The sequence below is a fragment of the Streptomyces sp. NPDC002926 genome (assembly GCF_053591755.1).
The window spans coordinates 213,570-232,944 of sequence record NZ_JBSFUK010000007.1 but is presented as its reverse complement, the minus strand read 5'-3'; the positions used below and the strand labels follow the sequence as shown (position 1 = coordinate 232,944).

Here is a 19,375-nt window from a genome sequence, read left to right as displayed (position 1 = left end):
ACGGGCTGCAAAACAGCCCCTCCGGCGATCGAGGCGCGGGGCTTGGGCGGAGCCCCAGCAGAAGCCCCCGCGCGGGGCCCGGTCAGCCGTTCGGGCGGTCCCCCGCACTCGCCGCCCTCGCCATTTCCTCCAGTTGCGCCAGCATCGGCATCGGGTCCACCCCCACCGTCCCCGGCAGAAAGTCCGCGATCTTCTCGGGGGTCCACGCCCCCTCCGCGTAACCGGCCCGCAGTTCCCTCGGCTGCGCCCACACCGCGATCTTCGGGCCCGCGATCGTGTAGACCTGGCCCGTGATCCGCTCCTTCCGCGCCCGCTCGGAGAGCAGGTACACGACCAGCGCCGCCACGTCCTCGGGCTCCCCGATCTCCTTGAGCTCCATCGGTACGTTCGCCGACATCCGCGTACGCGCCACCGGCGCCACCGCGTTCGCCGTCACCCCGTACTTGTGCAGGCCCAGCGCCGCGCTCCGCACCAGCGAGATGATCCCGCCCTTCGCGGCCGAGTAGTTGGCCTGCGCCACGCTCCCCTGGTGGTTGCCGCTGGTGAACCCGATCAGGGTTCCGCCGCCCTGCTTCCGCATCACCGCCGACGCCGCACGGAACACCGTGAACGTGCCCTTCAGATGCGTCGCGACGACCGGGTCCCACTCCTCCTCGGACATGTTGAAGAGCATCCGTTCGCGCAGAATCCCGGCCACACAGACCACACCGTCGATACGGCCGTACTGCGCCAGCGCCACGTCCACGATCCGCCGGCCGCCCGCCATCGTCGAGATGTCGTCGGCGACCGCGACCGCCTCGCCGCCCGTCGCCTCGATCTCCTTGACCACGGCCTCGGCGATCCCACTCGCCGGCTCGGCGCCCTCGATCGAAACGCCGTAGTCGTTGACCACAACCCGCGCGCCCTCCGCCGCGGCGGCCAGCGCCACCGCCCGCCCGATACCGCGCCCGGCACCCGTGACGGCGACCACCTTGCCTGCCAAGAAGTTCCCCACGCCCGGCCCCTTCCCGCGGTTTCTGACGGACCGTTAGATTCTACGGTCAGTCAGATACTCGAGCACAAGCCCCAGGAGGCCCGATGTCGCTGCCGGCCGAGTTCCATGACGTCGCCAAACGCGTGAACAACTGGGGTCGTTGGGGGGAGAGCGACGAGATCGGCACGCTCAACCTGATCACCGACGAGGTCGTCAGGAACGCCACCGCCGAGGTCCACAGCGGGCGCCGCGTCGCCCTCGCGCTGCCCCTGCAGCAGGACGGCGTGCAGACCGGCCTCATCCCCGGCCGGGTGAACCCGCTGCACACCATGGTCCAGATCAACCAAGAGCTGTTCGGCCCCGGCACCGTTGCCACCAGCGACGACGCCGTGACCATGGGCCTGCAGGCCGCCACCCACTGGGACGCGCTGACCCATGCGTCGCACTCCGGCAAGATCTACAACGGCCGCCCCGCCGACTCCATCACCCCGCACACCCGCGCACGCTTCAGCGGTATCGACAAGGCCCGTCACATCGTCTCGCGCGGCGTGCTGCTCGATGTGGCGTGCGCCAAGGGGCTGGACCGGCTGCCCGGTGACCACGCCGTCACACCCGAGGACCTCGACGAGGCAGTGGAGTTCGCCGGCCTGACCATAAAATCCGGTGACATCGTTCTCGTACGGACCGGACAGATCCAGCTCTGCCTCGGCGGCGACAAACACGGCTACGGATACCCGTCCCCCGGTCTGTCCGTCCGTACCCCCGAGTGGTTCCACACCCACGATGTCGCCGCGGTCGCGAACGACACCCTCACCTTCGAGATCTTCCCGCCGGAGATCGAGAACCTCTGGCTGCCCGTGCATGCCCTGGATCTCGTCGAGATGGGCATGCTGCAGGGCCAGAACTGGAATCTGGAAAAGTTGTCCACAGCCTGTGCAGAAGTCGGGCGGTACGCATTCCTGCTGTCCGCGATGCCGGAGCCGTTCGTCGGCGGTACGGGAACCCCCGTGGCCCCGGTCGCGATCCTCTGAGGCCGTCACCGCCGGACAACGGGTGGCGAACCCCGGACACCGGACTCCCGGTCCGTACGTCACCGCGCCCTACGGCGCGGTGACGTACCCGCGCACTCCCGGCTGCCCGTACACGGCCGCCGCCACCGTCGGCGCACCCCTGTCCACCTCGCACCAGATGGACTTGCCGGCACCCTCCGGCTGCCATCCCCACCGGTCGGCGAGTCCGTCGACCAGTTCCAGGCCGCGGCCGTTGGTGTCGTCGCCCTCGGCGTGGCGGGGCTGCGGCGGGCGGGCGCTCTTGTCGGCGACCTCGACCCGTACGGTCCCGGCCTCCGCCACGCCCGCGCCGAAGAGCATCCGCAGCACGGCCGGACAGCCGGTGTGGACGACGGCGTTGGTGACGAGCTCCGAGATCAGCAGGATCAGTGTGTCGGCGAGCGGCTCGTCGTCCCCTATCCCGGACCCGGCGAGCCTGGAACGAGCCCACCTCCGCGCGCGTCCCACTTCCGCGGGATCGGGCCCGACCTCCAACTGAACCAGAAGCACCTGCACCGCTCACACCATCCGAACCGGCGGACACATCGCCTCGCGCCTCGACAAGGTCCTGAACAAGGTCACTGAAAGTGACTCCCTTGCAAGACAGCATGGTTGACGTACAGTCACCGCAACAAGCGCTTCGGGCATATTCCAGCGCGAAAGAGTGCCCGTGGTGCATACTGTGCGACGCACGTTGCGGAGAGTCGAACAGAGGCTCGCAGCCCGTACCCGCACAGGGCGAACGGCGCACATTCCCGGTCCCGGAGCCGCCGCAGGGGCAACACCGGCAGAGCCCGGACTCGGAACCACTCGCATCCCACGGAGAGTACCGGAGCCCGGCCCCGACTCCGGCCCGTGACGAGTCGCGCGAAGGACACAACCCGGTATCGACGTTCGTTCCACTCTCGGTGACGCTTCAGAGTGCTGAGGCCAAGGCCTCGGCCTGGATCTCCTCCGACTCCGCCGCGGTCAGCCACATCCGCCCGCGCAGCCAGGCCCGCTTGAGATGCAGATGTACGTCCGCCTCCCAGGTGAAGCCCATCCCGCCGAACACCTGGAGGCAGTCGCGGGCCCCCTGGACGGCGGCCTCGTCGGCGAGCAGTTTGGCGCCGGCGATCTCGGTGAAGTCCTCGGTGACGGCCGCGGCGTAGACGGCGGCGCGGGCGACCTCCGTGCGTACGAGCATCTGGGCACACAGATGCTTGACTGCCTGGAATCCGCCGATGGGCTGCCCGAACTGTTGGCGTTCCCCGGCGTATTGGACGGCCATCTCGGTGGTGCGGGCGGCGCTGCCGAGCTGTTCGGCGGCGGTGAGAAGAATCGCGTCCGGGCGTGGCGGGGCCTTGGGCCCGTCCGGGATACGGTGCAGCGGGGTGAGCGGGTCCAGGGACCGCAGCCGCCGCGCGTGGGGCAGATCCTCCGGACAGCGGATACGCATCCCCGCGCCGTGGATGACGACTGCCGCGTCCGCCTCGCCGAAGTGCGGGATCAACCCGCGCAGTTGGGTGGCGCAGGTGACGACCCGCGCACCGTCCGCGGCGCCCGGCACCCGGCCCGCCGCCAGATGGGTGGCGACCAGCGGCCCGTTCAGCAGCACCCGGCCCGCCTCCTCGAAGAGCAGCACCGCCTCGGGCAGTCCGAGCCCCGCCCCGCCCTCGTTCTCCGGCAGCCGCAGCGCGAAGAACCCGGCCGCGCCGAGCTCCCGCCACAGCTCCCGGTCGACGGTGCCCTCGCGGTCCACGGCCGCCCGGAGCGCGTCGCGGCCGAAACGGCCGGCGAGCAGTTTCCGCACGCCGGTCCGCAGCGCACGCTGGTCGTCCGTCAACCGGAAGTCCATCGGCGTCCCTTCGGAAGGCCGAGGATCCGCTCGGCGACGATGTTCTGCTGGATCTGCGAGGTGCCGGCGGCGATCGTGTACGACAGCGAGGACAGCCGGTCGCCCGTCCACTCCCGCTCCAGGTCCATCGCGTCGGGGCCGAGCACCTCGGCGGCCGTGTCGTACAGCTCCTGGCGCGCGTGCGAGTAGCGGAGTTTGAAGACCGAGCCGCCGGTGCCGGGCACGCCGCCGGTGTTCTGCGCCTCGCTGACATTCCACTGGGTGAGCCGCCACAGGGCGCGGAACTCCGCGTTCAGCCGGCCGAGTCTGCGGCGCAGCACCGCATCGTCCCAGCGGCCGTTCCGCCGGGCCGTACGGGCCAGTTCGCCGAGTGTGCGGCGGCAGGCGACGACCTCGCCGACGAAGGCCGTGCCGCGTTCGAAGGAGAGGGTGACCATGGTGACGCGCCAGCCGTCGTTCTCCTCGCCGACCCGGTTCGCCACCGGGACGCGGACCTCGTCGAGGAACATCTCAGCGAACTCGGCGGACCCGGCGAGGGTGCGCAGCGGGCGGACCGTGACCCCGGGCGCGTCCATGGGCATCGCCAGCCAGGAGATGCCGCGGTGTCTCGGCGCCTGCGGGTCCGTCCGTACCAGCAGCTCGCACCAGTCCGCGACCTCGGCGTGCGAGGTCCAGATCTTGGAGCCGGTGACCACGTACGAGTCCCCGTCCCTGACGGCCTTCGTACGCAGCGACGCCAGGTCCGAGCCCGCGTCCGGTTCACTGAAGCCCTGGCACCAGACCTCGTCGCCGCGCAGCACGGGCGGCAGCCAGCGGGCGCGCTGCTCGGCCGTGCCCTCGGCGGCGACGGTGGGGCCCGCGTGCAGCAGCCCCACGAAGTTCGCGCCCACGTACGGCGCCCCGGCCCGCTCGGTCTCCTCCAGATAGATCAGATGCTGGGTCGGCGTCGCGCCCTGCCCGCCCGCGTCCACGGGCCAGTGCAGGCCGGCGTATCCGGCGTCGTACAGCATCCGCTGCCAGGCCGTGTCGTACGTCCGCCGGCCGGGCCAGTCCAGCGGATCGGGCTTCGGCGGCAGCTTCGGCAGCGACACGGCGAGCCAGGCGCGCAGCCGCGCCCGGAAGTCTTCCTCCTCCTCGGTGTACGTGAGGTCCACTAGCGGTCCAGATCCAGGTCGAGCATCCGGATCGCGTTGCCGCGCATCAGCTTGTGGACCGTCTCGTCGTCGAGGCCCTTGACGTGGTCGAGCGCGACCTCCTTCGTGTGCGGGAAGGTCGAGTCGACGTGCGGATAGTCGGTCTCGAACGTGGCGTTGTCGCGGCCGACGACGTCCAGCGAGGCCACGCCGTGCTTGTCGCGGAAGAAGCAGCAGAACATCTGCCGGTAGTAGTACGTCGACGGGGGTTCGGGGATCAGGTCACGCACTCCGCCCCAGGCCCGGTGTTCCTCCCAGACGTCGTCCGCGCGCTCCAGGGCGTACGGGATCCAGCCCATCTGGCCCTCGCTGTATGCCAGCTTGAGCCGTGGGAACTTCACCAGGACGCCGGAGAAGAGGAAGTCCATCATCGAGGCCATGGCGTTGTTGAAGCTGAGCGCGGCCTGCACGGCCGGCGGCGCGTCCGGCGATGCGGCGGGCATCTGCGAGGACGAGCCGATGTGCATGTTCACGACCGTGCCGGTCTCCTGGCAGATCGCGAAGAACGGGTCCCAGTAGCCGGAGTGGATCGACGGCAGCCCGAGGTGGGTCGGGATCTCGGAGAAGGTCACGGCCTTCACTCCGCGGGCGGCATTGTGCTTGATCTCCGCGACCGCCAGGTCGATGTCCCAGAGCGGGATGATGCACAGCGGGATCAGCCGGCCGCCGCTGTCGCCGCACCACTCCTGGACCATCCAGTCGTTGTAGGCGCGTACGCAGGCGAGCGCGACCTCCTTGTCGTGCGCCTCGGCGAAGGTCTGCCCGCAGAAGCGCGGGAAGGTGGGGAAGCAGAGCGAGGCCTCGACATGGTTGAGGTCCATGTCCTTGAGGCGTTCCTTCGGGTCCCAGCAGCCGCGCCGCATCTCCGCGCGGGTGATGCCTTCGAGGGTCATGTCGTCGCGGTCGAAGCCGACGGCGGCGATATTGCGCTTGTACGGGAAGGTGAGGTCTTCGTAGATCCACCAGTCGGTCGGCGGGCCTTCGGGATCCATCGTGATCCGGTACTTCCCGGCTACGTAGGCGAGCTCGCCGATGCCCGCGGTGAGCGGCTTGGGCCCGCGGTCGCGGTATTTCGCCGGCAGCCAGGTCTCGAAGAGGTGGGCCGGCTCGATCACATGGTCGTCGACGCTGATGATCCGAGGCAGTTCCATGCTGGTGTCCCCTCCGGCGTACGGAACGCGATGTCGGAATCTGATGGACCGTCAGATAGCAGGCTAGTTCCCGCACCCCTGGACCGACAAGGCGGTTGGCCCTACGCTCTCCGCATTATCTGACTATCCGTCAGCAACGGAGGGCCGGGCATGAACCGGACAGCACACGCCCTGGGGCGGTCGCGCACACTCTGGGAACTCGTCGAACTCCGCGCCGGGCTCACCCCGGACCGCCCCGTGCTGATCCAGGACGACCGCAGCCTCACCTTCGGCGCGCTGCGGGACCGCTCCGAACGGGTCGCCGCGGGGCTGTACGAGCTGGGGGTGCGGCCCGGCAGTGTGGTCGCCTGGCAGCTGCCGACCCGGATCGAGACGGCACTGCTCTCCTTCGCGCTCGCCCGGCTCGGAGCCGTACAGTCGCCGGTCATCCCCTTCTACCGGGACCGCGAGGTGGGCTTCGCGCTGCGGGAGTCCAAGGCGGAGTTCTTCGCCGTGCCGGGCACCTGGCGCGGCTTCGACCACGCGGGCATGGCGCTCCGCCTCTCGCTGGAGCTGCCCGAGCCGCCACTGGTCTTCGAGGCGTACGGCACACTGCCCGACGCCGATCCCTCCGTACTGCCGCCGCCGCCCGCCGACGGAACATCCGTCCGCTGGATCTACTGGACCTCCGGCACCACCTCGGACCCCAAGGGCGTGCTGCACACCGACCGTTCGCTGATCGCGGGCGGCTCCACCCTGGCCCACGCGCTGAAGCTGTCGTCCGACGACGTCGGCTCGATGGCGTTCCCCTTCGCGCACATCGCCGGGCCCGACTACACGGTGATGCTGCTGCTGTACGGCTTCCCCGCGGTGATGTTCGAGCACTTCGCGCTGCCCGACGCCCTCGAGGCCTACCGCGGCCACGGGGTGACGGTCGCGGGCGGCTCCACCGCCTTCTACTCGATGTTCCTCGCCGAGCAGCGCAAACGGCCGGAGCGCAAGCTCATCCCCAGCCTGCGGCTGCTGGCCGGCGGCGGAGCGCCGAAGCCGCCGGAGATCTACCACGCCGTCGTACGCGAGATGGGCTGCCAGCTCACGCACGGCTACGGCATGACCGAGGTCCCCATGATCACCATGGGCGCACCCGACGACACCGTGGAGATGCTCGCCACGACCGAAGGGCGGCCGCCGGAGGGCATGGAGATACGGATCGTGGACGGCGAGGTGCGGCTGCGCGGCGAGGCCGTCTGCCAGGGATATCTGGATCCCGCCCAGAGCGCCGCGGCCTTCGACGGCGAGGGCTTCTTCATCACCGGCGACCTGGGGTACGTCACCGGGTCCGGGCATCTGGTCCTCACCGGCCGGATCAAGGACGTCATCATCCGCAAGGGCGAGAACATCTCGGCGAAGGAGATCGAGGACCTGCTGCACGAGCACCCGGCCGTCGGGGACGCGGCGGTGATCGGACTGCCGGACGCCGAGCGCGGCGAGCGGGTCTGTGCCGTGGTGGAACAGCCGGAGGGTGCCGAGGAGTTGGACCTCGGCACCGTCACGGCATATCTGCGCGAACAGGGGCTGTCGGTGCACAAGCTGCCGGAGCAGCTGGAGGTGGTGGAGCGGTTGCCGCGTAACGAGACCTTGCGAAAGGTACTGAAGTACAAGCTCAGGGAGCGGTTTTCGTGACGGGTGCGGGCGGGCCCGGGTCCGGCGACCCCGCTTGCGGCCTCGGGCCGCATGGCCCCGGGCCGCATGGCCCCGGGCCGCATGGCCTCGATCGCCGGACGGGCTCCGCCGGCTACGGCTCCGGCGTGACGAAGTACGTGGCGAAGCCCGCCAGGATCTCGTCCTCGGTGATCCTGCCGTCACCGTCCGCGTCCAGCGCCGCGGCCACCTGCGTCGCGACATCCGGGGCCACGCCGAGCACCCGCAGCACCCGCTCGGCGGCGGAAGGCGTCACACCATCGCCGTCCTCGTCGGCGATGGCGATCAGGGCATGGAGGAAGGGGCGGGCGATCTCGGCGAATCGCTGGGGGTTGTCACGCAGTCTCTTCACCGCACCCGTGATGAACTCCTCGCGGGTGACCCGCTGGTCCCCGTCCACGTCGGCGATCCCGGCCATGCCCTGCCAGAACGCCTCCGCGCCGCTGTAGAGGGCCTGGCCCTTGTCGCAGCGGGCGGTCGTGGAGAACTCTGCGAGCAGCGCGGCCGCCGCCCCGCTGAAGTCCTCACGGTCGATATAGCCGTTGCCGTCCTGGTCGAAGGCGGCGAAGCGGGAAGCGATCTTGCGCTCGTACTCTGCGCTGTCCATGCGGGGAGCGTACGACCCCGAGCACCGGCGCGTGCAAGTACTCCGCCAATTACGCGAAGACGACATGCGTGCGTACACCGAGTGACGGCGGAGAGTCACGCCGCGACCGCGGTCAGGCGGAGAGCGGCTGGGCCTCCTCGTCGACGGCCGAGCCCGCGTCCGCGTACACGTCGAAGAGTCGGCGCACGCCGAGAGCGGCCAGCACCCGGTTGACGTGCGAGCCGTCCTCCGCGCCGCGGGCGGGGAGGATCAGCCGCAACCGGCCCTGGCAGGAGCGCAGCAGCCGGCGGGCGGCGATCAGCACGCCGACGCCGCTGGAGTCGCAGAAGAACACCTCGGAGAGGTCGAGCACGAGATCGCGGTGGCCGACCGCGACCGCGTCGTGGACATGCTGACGGACCACGGGCGAGGACATGAGGTCCAGCTCGCCACAGACGTGCAGCACGGTCCACGCACCCTGCCGGGTCTCGTCCACCTTGAGCATCACGACCGGACCTCTCCTCCTGCCGATCCGGAGCCACGCGACCGCCGGGCGGCAGAAGCCGACCGGCGGACAGGAAATCCGGAAGCTGTCCTTCCTCTCGCGGCTGCCCAACCCGCTCACCCATGAAACACGACGCTCGCAGCGGAAACACGGTGCTCACCACCATCTGTTTTTTCCTGCGTTCCGCGTATCCTCCGGCGCACACTTGCCCCAAAGGAGCGTGCTTTCCGGGCCCCGCCCACTACATTCGAAGGGGCGACAGGCACAGGGGCGCACGCTTGGGGGCCGTATGGCAAAGGACACACCACCGCGATGGGACCGCAAGATGCAGCAGCGGCTCGCGCGGGGAGAGGCCGCTGCCCTCGGCGAGCTCTATGACAGGTTCGCCTCGCTGGTGCACATGCTCGCCCACCGGGTGCTCGACGACGACACGGCGGCCGACCAGGTCACCCGCGAGGTCTTCGGCTACATCTGGGAGAACCCCGACGCGTACGACCCCAAGCAGGGCTCGATGCGGTCGTGGGTCGCCAGACTCACCAACAGCCAGGCCGTCCACCGGCTGCGCGAGACCGAGGCCGCCGCGCTCGCGGAAGGCGGCGAGGGCACCACGGAGGAACTGGAACAGAAGGTCCGCAGGGCGGCGGTCGCGGCCCGAGCCGACTACATCGTCACCTCCATGCCGGCGCCGCTGCGGGCCGCCCTGGAGCTCGCCTACTTCCAGCGCAGGGACTATCGCCAGACCGCGGCCGACCTCGGGGTCACCGAGGACGAGGCCAGGCGCCGGCTGCGACTGGGCCTGCAGTTGCTCTCCACCGCCCAGACCCGCCCGCTGGAGGGCTCGTCCCCGCCCCGATACGGACACTCCTTGTGAACGGGCCGCTGGACGGCGGCCGCGGCGCCGACGACGACGGCCGCGACGAGAGGCGTGGCGTGCCGCGTATACCGGGACCGCGGTGGGCGGCGGACGATCTGGATCCGCCGGCGCGCATCGTCCCGCGGCCGACCGTGCCACCTGTGCCCGCCGAGCCGCCTGTGCCCGCCGAGTCGCCTGTTGAGCCGCCTGCCGAGCCGGAGAGCCGGACCGGGGAGTACGGCGGCGGACCCGGTGGCGGCGACGGGGAGGGGCCTTCGCTCGGGCCTTCGCACAGCGTGCTGAAGTCGCTGCTCGGCGCCTGGGCACTGTCCGCCTGCTCCGCCGAGGAGACCGCGGCAGTCGAGGCGCACCTCGGCGACTGCGCACCCTGCGCGGAGGAGGCCCTGCGGCTGCGCGACGCCGTCGCTCTGCTGCACACCGACCGGGACCTGGACCTCGACCCGCTGCTGCGCTTCCGGGTGCTCGAGAACTGCCTGGGCCGCAGGCCCGCCCGTATCCCGGTACCGGTCTGGGCGACTCCGTACGACGCCGAGACGGCGCGGCTCGACGCGCTGCTGCGGGACATCGGCGACGCGGAATGGCATGCGCCGGTACGCCTCAAATGGTTCGAGGGCGAGCAGCAGGTGAGCCGCAGAACGACCGTCGCCGGGGTCATCGGGCATCTCATGACCGTCGACGGACTGGTCGCCGGCGCGCTCGGCCTGGACGATCCCCTCGGATCCGACGCGCCGCGAGTGCCCACCCAGCGCACCGAGGTCTTCTGGCGCACCGCGGACCTGCCGCCCACCCGTACCGTCCGGGAACCCTGGCGCGACCAGAGCCACACACTGATCCGCACCGTGTCCTTCGCCGGCCACGGCGTCGCCGAACTGGCCGTCTCGTACGGGGATTTCGACCTTCCGCTGCGGGACTCCCTGCTGGACCGCGCCTTCGAGTGCTGGATGCACGCGGGCGACATCGCGGACGCCGTGGACTATCCGTACGAGCCGCCCAGCGGCGCCCATCTGCACCGGATGATCGATCTGGCCGCCCGGCTGCTGCCTGCCGCGCTCGCCGACCGGCGGCGTGCGGGCCTCGCCGGACCGGCCAGACAGCTGGTCGCGGCCGGCGCACCGGGCCGGTCGCTGCATCTGGAGGTCGAGGGCTCGGGCGGCGGGAACTGGTACATCGCCCTGGACTCCCCGGCCGCGGTCGGTTCGGCGGACCACGCGGTTGCCCAAGTCGCACTGGACGGTGTGGAGTTCTGCCGCCTGGTGGCGGGCCACGTCTCCCCGCAGGAGGCCGCGGCGGGCCAGGACGGCGACCGGGAGGCGATCCGGGACGTCCTGTTCGCGGCGGCGTCACTGAGCAGGCTCTAGGACGACGTGGGCTACTCCCCGCCCACGCTGATGTTCGGGTTGCCGTCCCGCCCCTGCGGCTTCAGCTCGATCTGGATCGTGTGGGTGCGGTCGCGCGCCGCCGAACCGCCGCCGCCCGCCGTGACCACCCCGATCCGCAGCTCGGCCCGGCCGCTGCCCTCCCGCCGCACCTGCACCGCGAACTCCAGATTCACCTTCTCCACACTGAACTTGAGGTCGCGTCCCTCCCCGTCCCGCTGCGCCCGCTCGAGCTCGTCCCGGACCTGGCCGATCACTTCGGCCAGCCCGGCCACCGCGGTATCGTCACGCTCAGCCATCGCGCACCTCGCCTCCTGTAGTTATCGTTGAGCAGTATGAGGGAGCCGTTGCACACGTCCAACTCAGCGTCGCATGAGGAGAGTTGGCGAGTCTGTCTGCTCCGCGGGCAGGACCGGTCCGGACGCCCGCTCGGGGCCGGGGTGCTGCTCCCCGGGGGTCTCGTGCTCACCTGCGCCCATACGGTGCTGTCCCGCCCCGACCGGGCCGGCATCCGCACCCCGTTCGACACCGTCTACGTCGACGTCCCGCACGCCGCGCCCTCCGGCGGCGCCCTGGAACCGCTGCCCGCCCGGCTGTTGCGCGAGTATCTGGTGCTGCCCACCCCGCACTTCAGCGGCGACCTCGCCCTCCTCAAGCTGGACGAGGAGCCGCCCGTGGCGCATGCCGTACTGCACCGCCAGATCCCCGCGCGCAAGGAACCGGTGCACTTCACCGGCTACCCGGAGGACCTGCCTGGCGGCGAGCACCTCGACGCCCGGCTGATGGGGCGCGGCGGGCCCTCGCCGACGCCCGAGTGGGTGCAGCTGGACACCGAGGGCTCGGCGTACGTGGTCCGGCGCGGCTACAGCGGCGCCGGGGTCGTCCAGAGCCGCTCGCGTCGCCTCATCGGCATCGTGGCCCATCAGTTCGGCACCCCGGAGGCGCCCGTGCGGCGCGAGCACGCGTACATGATCCCGACCGAGACGGTACTGAAGCATCTGCCGCTGGAGCGGCTGGGGCTCACGGTGACGGGGCACCGGGCCGTCTCCCACGATGTCGCCGTCGCCCCCGACAGGACCGCATCGGGCCGGGTGCCGGGGCTGCACCGCCGGCTGACCCGCTGGCTGGACGGCGCACCGGACACGGACCCGGTCGAGCTGGCCTTCGCGGGTGAGGGTGAGCACGAACTGCTGCACACCATCCGCTCGGCCCTCACGCTGGCGGACCGGGAGCAGAGCCCGCCGTCCGCGTCCGGGAGTTCGGCGGGCGAGCCGCAGGTGGGCAGCATCGACATCGCCGTCGACGCCACCAACCGCAGCGTCGAGGACCTCGCCGTATACGCCGCGGGCCGCATCGGCCTCGACCCACCGTCGAGCACGCCCGAGCCGGACGACGCGCCGTCGCGTTCTCCCGAGCCGCACGACCCACCGTTGCGTTCTCCAGAGCCGGACGATGCGCCGTCCGGTTGTCCCGAGCCGGAGGACGCGGGCGCGCCGTTCCGTACGCCGCACCAGGCACTGCTCGCCCGGATCGCCGACGAGAGCCCGCCGCTCTTCGCCGCCTTCCTCGCCGTCGATCGGTCCGCCTCCACGGACGCCGAGATCACGGCGCTGCTGCGGGCCCTGCGCGCGCGCAACGGCAGCCGGCTGCTCCTGGTCTTCAGCGACCGGCGCTCCCCGCTGCTCGCGCAGGTCCGCGCCGAGCTCCTCGAGCCCGAGTGGCCCGACCGCCGCGCGGACCGGCTCGGGACGCGCATCGCCCGGCTGGCCGAGACCGAACAGCGGTTACGGCAACTGCCCGCGAACCCGGCCACGGGCGGCCGACCCGCGCCGCGACGGCCCGAGCCGCGGACGCCGGGGCTTCGCCGTGAGCTCCAACAGCTGCGGCGCGGCAGCCCGTTGTTCGACTCGCCCGCGCTGCCGCACGCGTTGTTCCGGCTCGCCGTCGACATCGAGACGGCCCTGCTGGAGGCCGAGAGCGCCGAGCGGGCGCTGACCGGTCCGCTGGGCCCGCACGAGTTCGTCGTGGAACCGCCCGGCGAAGGACTCACGGATCTGCCGGTCGTCGCCGTACGCGATCCGGATGCCATGGTCACCGCCCCGGCCGGGCACCACCTTGCGAGCGGCGACCGGCTGCACCAGCAGTACGAGGTGGTGGGCCCGTTCGGCCGGGGCAGCCACGGGCAGGTGTATCTCGCCCGCGACCTCCTGCTGGAGAACCGGCCCGTGGCGCTCAAGGGGATCCTCGACCCGGGCAATCCCGCCGCCGTTCTCCAGGCGCACCAGGAGCGGCTGCGGCTGGTCAGTCTCAACCATCCGTCCGTCATCCGGGTGGTCAACTACGCACGGCATCCGTCGTCCTCGGCGGAGTTCATCGTGATGGAGTTCGCCGACGGCGCGCCGCTGGAGTGGGTCGCGGCCCGTATCGCCCGGCACGATCCGCCGTTCTCGGGACCGCGGGTGCGTGAGTTCATCGTGGCCTACGGGCTGCGCATCCTGGACGCGTTCAGCTATCTGCACGACCAGGAAGGCCTCGTCTACGGCGACCTCTCCCTCACCAACGTCCTCCACTGCGGCAACGGCATCAAGCTCATCGACGTGGCGGGCGTACGGGAGCCCGGCGCACCGGGACCGGTCAGCCACCGGCCGCCGGAGACCGGAGCCGGTGGGGAGATGACCACCGCGGGCGATCTCTACACCGTCGGCGCCGTCCTCGGCGAGCTCCTCGCCAAAGCCCCGGCGCCGCCCGCGGACCTCGGCACGGAGTCGCTGCAGCGGGCCCTGCGCCGGGCCATGGCACCCGATCCCAAGCAGCGGTACGCCTCCGCCCAGGAGATGGCCCTCCAGCTCCGCGGAGTCCTGCGCGAACTGCGCTCCCTGCGCCTCGGCGTCGAGACCTTCGAGCCCTCGCCGCTCTTCGACCGGGCGGCCACGGCACTGGACGGGCAGCTGGGCAAGGCCCCGCCGCTGGACCGCTGGCGGGAGGAGAGCAGCCGCAGCTACCGTCTCGGCGCCCAGGTGCCGGGACCTGCCGAGGCCGCCGTCGCCCTGCCCGTGCCCAAGGCGGATCAGCAGGACCCCAACTGGAAAGAGCTGCAGCGCACTTCGTACGACGACCCGGTGGGACTGCTGCAGCTCAGCGGCGAGTGGCTGGAGTCGCCCGAACTCCATCTGCTGCGCTGCCGGCTCCATCTTGAGCTCGCCCGCGACCAGTTGCGGCAACGGGCCGAGCAACTGGAAGCCGCGACCAGGGAGCTCAAGGGTGCCCACCGCGTCCTCGGCGACCGGGCCCGCTACGACTGGCGGCTGAACTGGCACCAGGGTCTGACCGAGCTCGCCCACGGCCGGCTGCGTCCCGCCCTGACCTCCTTCGACGAGGTCTACCGGGCCATTCCTGGCGAGTTCGCGCCCAAGCTCGCGCTCGGCTACTGCCACGAGAAGCTGGCCGACGAGTGGCGCGCCGCCGGGGACGACGGCTCCCCGCCGGCCGCCGAGGCGCGGGAGGCGCACGAGCAGCAGGCCATGCAGTTCTACGAGACGGTCTGGCGGCGCAACCACGCGCTGGGCAGCGCCGCCTTCGGCCTCGCCCGGATCCATCTCGCCCGCCGCAGCCCGGAACGGGCGCTCGCCTCTCTCGACGGCGTCCCGCCGGACTCCCGGCACCGCACCGCCGCGCGTACGGCGATGGTGCGCATCCACGCGAGCCTGCCCGCCGACGGCACGCCGCCGACCGTGGCATCGGCGGTGCGGGCGTACGCCGCGCTGCACCGGCTGGTCAGCCACGAGGGCCTCACCGACCGGCAGTCCCAGGAACGGCTCACCGCCGAGCTGCGCGAGCTCCTCCTCGAACTGGTACACGCCGCACGGGAGAAGGGCGGGAATGCCGATCCGCCGGCCGAGCTGCGTGCCTCGCTGCCCTCCGCGATAGAAGTCCCGGCCACGGAACGCGAACTCCGCGAGCAGCTCTCCGCCAGCTACCGGCAGCTGGCCAAGCAGGTGCCGCGCACCGACCGGGCCGAGGACGCGGCTCTCGCCGAGGCGCTCCTCGACAACGCCTACCGGACCCGTCCTCTCGGCTTGAAGCACGACCGGGACCGCGACCGGAAGCGGGACCGGCGGAAGGACCGGGAGAGACGCGAGGGCAGTAGGCCACGGCCGCCGGCCGCCTGGCTGCCGCGCTCGCTGCGGCCCGGCTCGGGGGAGCGCGGATGAACGCGCCGAACCGCCTCTCCGCGGCTCTGTCCCGCGCACTCCCCGCGCTGCGCCGCCTCTTCCCCGCACTGTGGCGTCGCGCCACCGGCCGTACCGCCGAGGGCAGCCGGCCCACCGCCGCGTTCCTGCGCCGCCGCATGCTCGTGCTGCCGGCACTCGCCGTGGTCGCCCTCGCCCTCTCCGCCGCCGCCTACAGCGACATCCACGGCCGTACGGAACGGCTGCGGGACCGTTGCGCACCCGCGCTGGTGGATCTGGCCGAGGCCCGGACCTCCCTCCAGCTGGCCCAGGAGGAAGCCGTGTCCCGGCTGCTCAACACCCCCGGGAAGCCCGGACTGGTCGAGCTCGGCGAGACCTACCGCTCGCTGCTCACCGAGGCTTCGCAGAGCCTCAACCAGGTGGCGCAGTCCAGGGCCCTGCGCAAGGGGCAGGAGCAGGAACTGCGGGTGGTGTCGGGTCTGGTCGTCGCCTACGGGGACAAGATCGCCTGGGCGGACCGGCACCGTACGACCGACGTACTGCGCACGGCCGGGGTCGGCTACGCCGCCGCAATGCTGGGCAGCCCCACGGGCACGACAGCCGGCAGCGCACCGCGGGATCCGACCACCATCCTGGACCGCATCAGAGAGCTGGAGCGCCAACTGCGCGACGAGAACAGGGATCTGGTGGCCTGGAGTCCCCTGACGCTGACGGCCGCGGGCGCCGCCGCGCTGGCGGCCGCGCTCTTCGCCTTCGTCCTCGTCGGCACCTCGGTCTTCCTGCGGGACCGGCTGCGGCTGATCAGCCTGCAGTTGGCGGTGGCCGCGGTGCCGGTGCTCCTCACCCCCGTGCTGCTGGCCGTCGGCGGCGCGCAGGAGCACGGTGCGCAGCAGCGGGTCCGCACGGCCGTCGGTGCCCTGGAGCGGGTGGGCGCGGATCGCGACACGGCCCCCCGGCGGATCGAGTCCACGGCGCTCGGCGCGGCCTCCGTGATGCGCGGCACACATCCGGACGGCTGGTCGATGACCGCGGGCATCGCCGTCCCCGCCGGCGGGGTGGGTGCGCTCGCCTGCGGCGTGACGCTCTTCCTCTACGGCCGCCCGTATCCGGCCGGCCGCACCCTACGGAAGTACGGGGCCGCATGAGGTGCTTGAGGGTTGTGCTGGCCGGCTGTCTGCTCGCCGCTGCCGCCGTGACGGCCGGCGGCTGCTCCGGCACGGAGGAGGAACGGACGCTGGTCGTCCTCGGCCCGTGGACCGACGGCGAGGAGAAGCCGTTCCTGGTGGCGCTGCGGGGCATCGAGAAGCGGACCGGACACAGTTACGTCTACAAGGGCACCCGTTCCCTGCGCGAGACCCTGGTCGCCCAGCTCCAGGCCGGTGCGCCGCCGGATGTGGCGATACTGAGCAGCCCCGGCGATCTGGTGGAGTACGCCCGCGCCGGGGACGCCCAGCCGCTGCCCGAAAGGGTGGCGGGTGCCGCGGTTCCGCCGTGGGCGCCGGCCGTCACCTTCGACACCAAGGACGGCGAGGCCCGTACGCACGCGTACTGGGCGCCGGTGCGGCTGGACCTGAAGTCGATCGTGTGGAGCCACGCGGCTGATACCGCCAAGACCCCGGACTGGTGTCTTGGCGTGGGTTCGGGCGCCACCTCGGGCTGGCCCGGCACCGACTGGGTGGAGGATCTGCTTTTGCAGCGGCAGGGACCGGCCGCGTACGAGAGCTGGGCGACCGGCAAGACCCCGTGGCCGCAGACCAGGCCGGCCTGGGAGGAGTGGGCCGCCATAATCGCCGCGAACAGGGGGGAACTCGGAAAGGAGGGGCTCGAGAACGGGTTCGAGCTGCTCGAGAACGGCGGATACGGGCTGCTGAACAGCGGCAAGTGCACCCATGAGCACCAGGGCTCCTTCATCCGCCGCCACTACACCGAGGATGTGCTGCCCACTCCCACCGCGCGCTTCCTCGGTTCCGGCAGGTCCGGAAAGCCCGGTAAGTCCGGTAAGTCCGGCGGGACCGGTAGCGCTGGAGAGCCAGGAAGGACTGGGGGATCCGGCGCGAACGCCTTCGAGGTCTCCGGCGACATGGCCGCGGTGTTCAAACCCAGCGCCGCCGCCTGGGACCTGCTCGGCCGGCTCACCTCCCGCGCCGCCCGCGACGACTGGGCGAATGCGGCGAAGCCCGGGGAGCGGCCGTACTTCCCGGGCGGCACCTTCGGCACCCTGCCGCAGTCGCCGGGCACCCGCGACATCCAGAAGCTGCTCGCGGGAGCCGGCCAGATCTGCCTGGACGCCTCGGACGCGATGCCGCCGACCCTGCGCGAGGCGTTCTACCGTGCCGTACTGGAATTCCTGGGCCACCCACGGGACCAGGACCTGCTCACCCGGCTGCTCGAACAGCTGGAGGCGGAACGGGTCCTGCAACAGCGGGAGAGGGCGTTCGCACTGGACGATCTGTGCGACAACCCCGTCGCCCCCTCGCCGTAGACGGCCGGCCGGCGGTGTGTGACCTAGGCGAAGACGACCGTGCGGCGGCCGTTCAGCAGAATCCGGTGTTCCGCGTGCCACTTGACCGCGCGCGCCAGCGCCTGGCACTCCACGTCGCGGCCGATCGCCACCAGCTGCTCCGGGGTGACCTCGTGGCCGACGCGTTCGACTTCCTGTTCGATGATCGGCCCCTCGTCGAGGTCGGCCGTCACATAGTGCGCCGTCGCGCCGATCAGCTTCACACCCCGGGCGTGCGCCTGGTGGTACGGCTTAGCGCCCTTGAAGCTCGGCAGGAAGGAGTGGTGGATATTGATGATCCGGCCGCTCAGCTGCTTGCACAGGTCGTCCGAGAGCACCTGCATATAGCGGGCGAGGACCACCAGCTCGACCTTCTCGGCGCGCACCAGCTCGAGGACCTGCGCCTCGGCGGCGGCCTTGTTCTCCTTGGTGACCGGAATGTGATGGAACGGGATGTCGTACGAGGCGACCAGCTCGGCGAAATCCGTGTGGTTGGAGACAACCGCCGCGATCTCGACCGGCAGTGCGCCGGTCCGTGAGCGGAAGAGCAGGTCGTTCAGGCAGTGGCCGAACTTGCTGACCATCAGGACGATCCGCATCCGCTCCTCCGCGCGATGGATCTGCCAGTCCATCTGGAAGGAGTCCCCGACGGCGGCGAAACTGGCCTGCAGCTTCTCCACGGTCACCGGCTGCTCGGCCGAGAAGTGGACCCGCATGAAGAACAGTCCCGTGTCCCGGTCCCCGAACTGCTGACTGTCCTCGATGTTGCAGCCGGTGATGAAGAGATAGCTCGACACGGCGTGCACAATGCCCTTTTTGTCCGGGCAGGAGAGCGTCAGGACGTACTGGTCAGTCATCCTCGTAGAGTGCCACACCCGCCGGTCCCGGCCGGATGCGGTCCGGCAGGCGGACCTGGGGCGGAACTCAGGAAGATCTCAGGCGGACCGGGTCATGATCCGCAGCACATCCAGCGAACGCGGCGGCGCGTCCGGGTCCTCGCCGTCGCCGGCCGACAGCCGTACGTGGGCCTCGCGGGCGGCCCGTACAGCCTCGGGCCAGCCGTGGTGTTCGAGGTAGGCGGACACGGGAGCGTCCGCACCCACCTGGTGCATGATGCGCAGCACGCGCAGGACAGCGACATCGACAAGGGCGGCCTCGCCCGAGTCGCGGAAGATCGTCCCGACGTACTTCTCCGCGGACCAGTTGTCCAGCCAGGTGTCCTCGACCAGGCGGTACACGGCGTCGGTGACGTCGCCGTACCCCTCGCGGCCGGCCAGCCAGCACTCCTCGTGGAAGACAGGGTCGGAAAGCATGTGCAGCGCCGAGCGCACATTGCAGCGCCAGCGCCACCAAGGCATGTCATTGAGCGGCATGCCGCCCATGGTGGAGGAGCGACGGCCGCGACGGGAAGGGTTGTCCGAACCTTGCTGCACGCCGTCGATCGTACGTTCCCCCGCCGCG

Annotated in this window: 17 protein-coding genes; 7 read left to right on the top strand and 10 right to left on the bottom strand. The window is 71.3% G+C overall.

Going from position 1 to position 19,375, the window contains the following annotated elements; translation table 11 throughout:
• Positions 1-82: 82 nt before the first annotated feature.
• Complete coding sequence (locus tag ACWDZ6_RS15865) at positions 83-994, bottom strand: SDR family NAD(P)-dependent oxidoreductase (protein WP_451503289.1); 912 nt, start codon at positions 992-994, stop codon at positions 83-85.
• Between the two features lie 83 nt (positions 995-1,077).
• Here ACWDZ6_RS15865 and ACWDZ6_RS15860 point away from each other — a divergent pair, with 83 nt between their 5' ends.
• Positions 1,078-2,004: a cyclase family protein gene (locus tag ACWDZ6_RS15860; protein WP_451503288.1), complete on the top strand. Its 927-nt coding sequence runs from the start codon at positions 1,078-1,080 to the stop codon at positions 2,002-2,004.
• Between the two features lie 69 nt (positions 2,005-2,073).
• Here the strand turns inward: ACWDZ6_RS15860 and ACWDZ6_RS15855 are convergent, their stop codons facing one another.
• The 4 genes from ACWDZ6_RS15855 to ACWDZ6_RS15840 all read right to left on the bottom strand — a co-directional run bounded on the left by ACWDZ6_RS15855 (position 2,074) and on the right by ACWDZ6_RS15840 (position 6,203).
• Positions 2,074-2,538, bottom strand: coding sequence for an ATP-binding protein (locus ACWDZ6_RS15855; protein WP_389181373.1), 465 nt, complete (start codon positions 2,536-2,538; stop codon positions 2,074-2,076).
• A 400-nt stretch (positions 2,539-2,938) separates the two neighbouring features.
• Complete coding sequence (locus ACWDZ6_RS15850; protein ID WP_451503287.1) at positions 2,939-3,859, bottom strand: acyl-CoA dehydrogenase family protein; 921 nt, start codon at positions 3,857-3,859, stop codon at positions 2,939-2,941.
• Positions 3,844-5,013 carry an acyl-CoA dehydrogenase gene (locus ACWDZ6_RS15845; RefSeq protein WP_451503286.1) on the bottom strand — a complete coding sequence of 390 codons (1,170 nt, stop codon included), beginning with the start codon at positions 5,011-5,013 and terminating at the stop codon, positions 3,844-3,846. The genes ACWDZ6_RS15850 and ACWDZ6_RS15845 overlap by 16 nt, the downstream gene beginning before the upstream one ends.
• Complete coding sequence (locus tag ACWDZ6_RS15840) at positions 5,013-6,203, bottom strand: amidohydrolase family protein (protein WP_389181382.1); 1,191 nt, start codon at positions 6,201-6,203, stop codon at positions 5,013-5,015. Before ACWDZ6_RS15840 ends, ACWDZ6_RS15845 begins: the two co-directional genes overlap by 1 nt.
• A gap of 150 nt (positions 6,204-6,353) precedes the next feature.
• Between ACWDZ6_RS15840 and ACWDZ6_RS15835 the strand changes: the two genes are divergently transcribed.
• Positions 6,354-7,865, top strand: coding sequence for a class I adenylate-forming enzyme family protein (locus tag ACWDZ6_RS15835; RefSeq protein WP_451503285.1), 1,512 nt, complete (start codon positions 6,354-6,356; stop codon positions 7,863-7,865).
• A gap of 112 nt (positions 7,866-7,977) precedes the next feature.
• Here ACWDZ6_RS15835 and ACWDZ6_RS15830 read toward each other — a convergent pair whose 3' ends face one another.
• Positions 7,978-8,490 carry an EF-hand domain-containing protein gene (locus ACWDZ6_RS15830; protein WP_451503284.1) on the bottom strand — a complete coding sequence of 171 codons (513 nt, stop codon included), beginning with the start codon at positions 8,488-8,490 and terminating at the stop codon, positions 7,978-7,980.
• 112 nt (positions 8,491-8,602) lie between these two features.
• Complete coding sequence (locus ACWDZ6_RS15825; RefSeq protein WP_326650701.1) at positions 8,603-8,977, bottom strand: STAS domain-containing protein; 375 nt, start codon at positions 8,975-8,977, stop codon at positions 8,603-8,605.
• 286 nt (positions 8,978-9,263) lie between these two features.
• On the opposite strand from ACWDZ6_RS15825, the gene ACWDZ6_RS15820 reads away from it, so the two are divergent.
• A complete protein-coding gene (locus tag ACWDZ6_RS15820; RefSeq protein ID WP_366730916.1) occupies positions 9,264-9,845 on the top strand; it encodes a sigma-70 family RNA polymerase sigma factor in 582 nt (193 codons plus the stop codon).
• Positions 9,842-11,206 (top strand): zf-HC2 domain-containing protein, encoded by a 1,365-nt coding sequence (locus ACWDZ6_RS15815; protein WP_451503283.1) that lies wholly within the window; start codon positions 9,842-9,844, stop codon positions 11,204-11,206. The genes ACWDZ6_RS15820 and ACWDZ6_RS15815 overlap by 4 nt, the downstream gene beginning before the upstream one ends.
• An 11-nt stretch (positions 11,207-11,217) precedes the next feature.
• Here ACWDZ6_RS15815 and ACWDZ6_RS15810 read toward each other — a convergent pair whose 3' ends face one another.
• Positions 11,218-11,523: a trypco2 family protein gene (locus ACWDZ6_RS15810; protein WP_327324337.1), complete on the bottom strand. Its 306-nt coding sequence runs from the start codon at positions 11,521-11,523 to the stop codon at positions 11,218-11,220.
• 141 nt (positions 11,524-11,664) lie between these two features.
• Between ACWDZ6_RS15810 and ACWDZ6_RS15805 the strand changes: the two genes are divergently transcribed.
• From ACWDZ6_RS15805 to ACWDZ6_RS15795, 3 genes are read left to right on the top strand one after another with little or no spacing between them, the layout of a single operon-like run.
• A complete protein-coding gene (locus ACWDZ6_RS15805) occupies positions 11,665-15,435 on the top strand; it encodes a tetratricopeptide repeat protein (protein WP_451503282.1) in 3,771 nt (1,256 codons plus the stop codon).
• Complete coding sequence (locus ACWDZ6_RS15800) at positions 15,432-16,559, top strand: hypothetical protein (protein ID WP_451503281.1); 1,128 nt, start codon at positions 15,432-15,434, stop codon at positions 16,557-16,559. The genes ACWDZ6_RS15805 and ACWDZ6_RS15800 overlap by 4 nt, the downstream gene beginning before the upstream one ends.
• Positions 16,556-17,896 (top strand): extracellular solute-binding protein, encoded by a 1,341-nt coding sequence (locus ACWDZ6_RS15795; protein ID WP_451503280.1) that lies wholly within the window; start codon positions 16,556-16,558, stop codon positions 17,894-17,896. The genes ACWDZ6_RS15800 and ACWDZ6_RS15795 overlap by 4 nt, the downstream gene beginning before the upstream one ends.
• A 23-nt stretch (positions 17,897-17,919) precedes the next feature.
• Here ACWDZ6_RS15795 and purU read toward each other — a convergent pair whose 3' ends face one another.
• Together purU and ACWDZ6_RS15785 are read right to left on the bottom strand one after the other, a co-directional pair.
• Positions 17,920-18,771, bottom strand: a complete 852-nt coding sequence (gene purU / locus ACWDZ6_RS15790; protein ID WP_366730910.1) for a formyltetrahydrofolate deformylase — start codon at positions 18,769-18,771, stop codon at positions 17,920-17,922.
• 78 nt (positions 18,772-18,849) lie between these two features.
• On the bottom strand, positions 18,850-19,296 hold the full coding sequence (locus tag ACWDZ6_RS15785) for an SCO4402 family protein (RefSeq protein ID WP_366730982.1): 447 nt from the start codon (positions 19,294-19,296) through the stop codon (positions 18,850-18,852).
• Positions 19,297-19,375 lie beyond the last annotated feature (79 nt).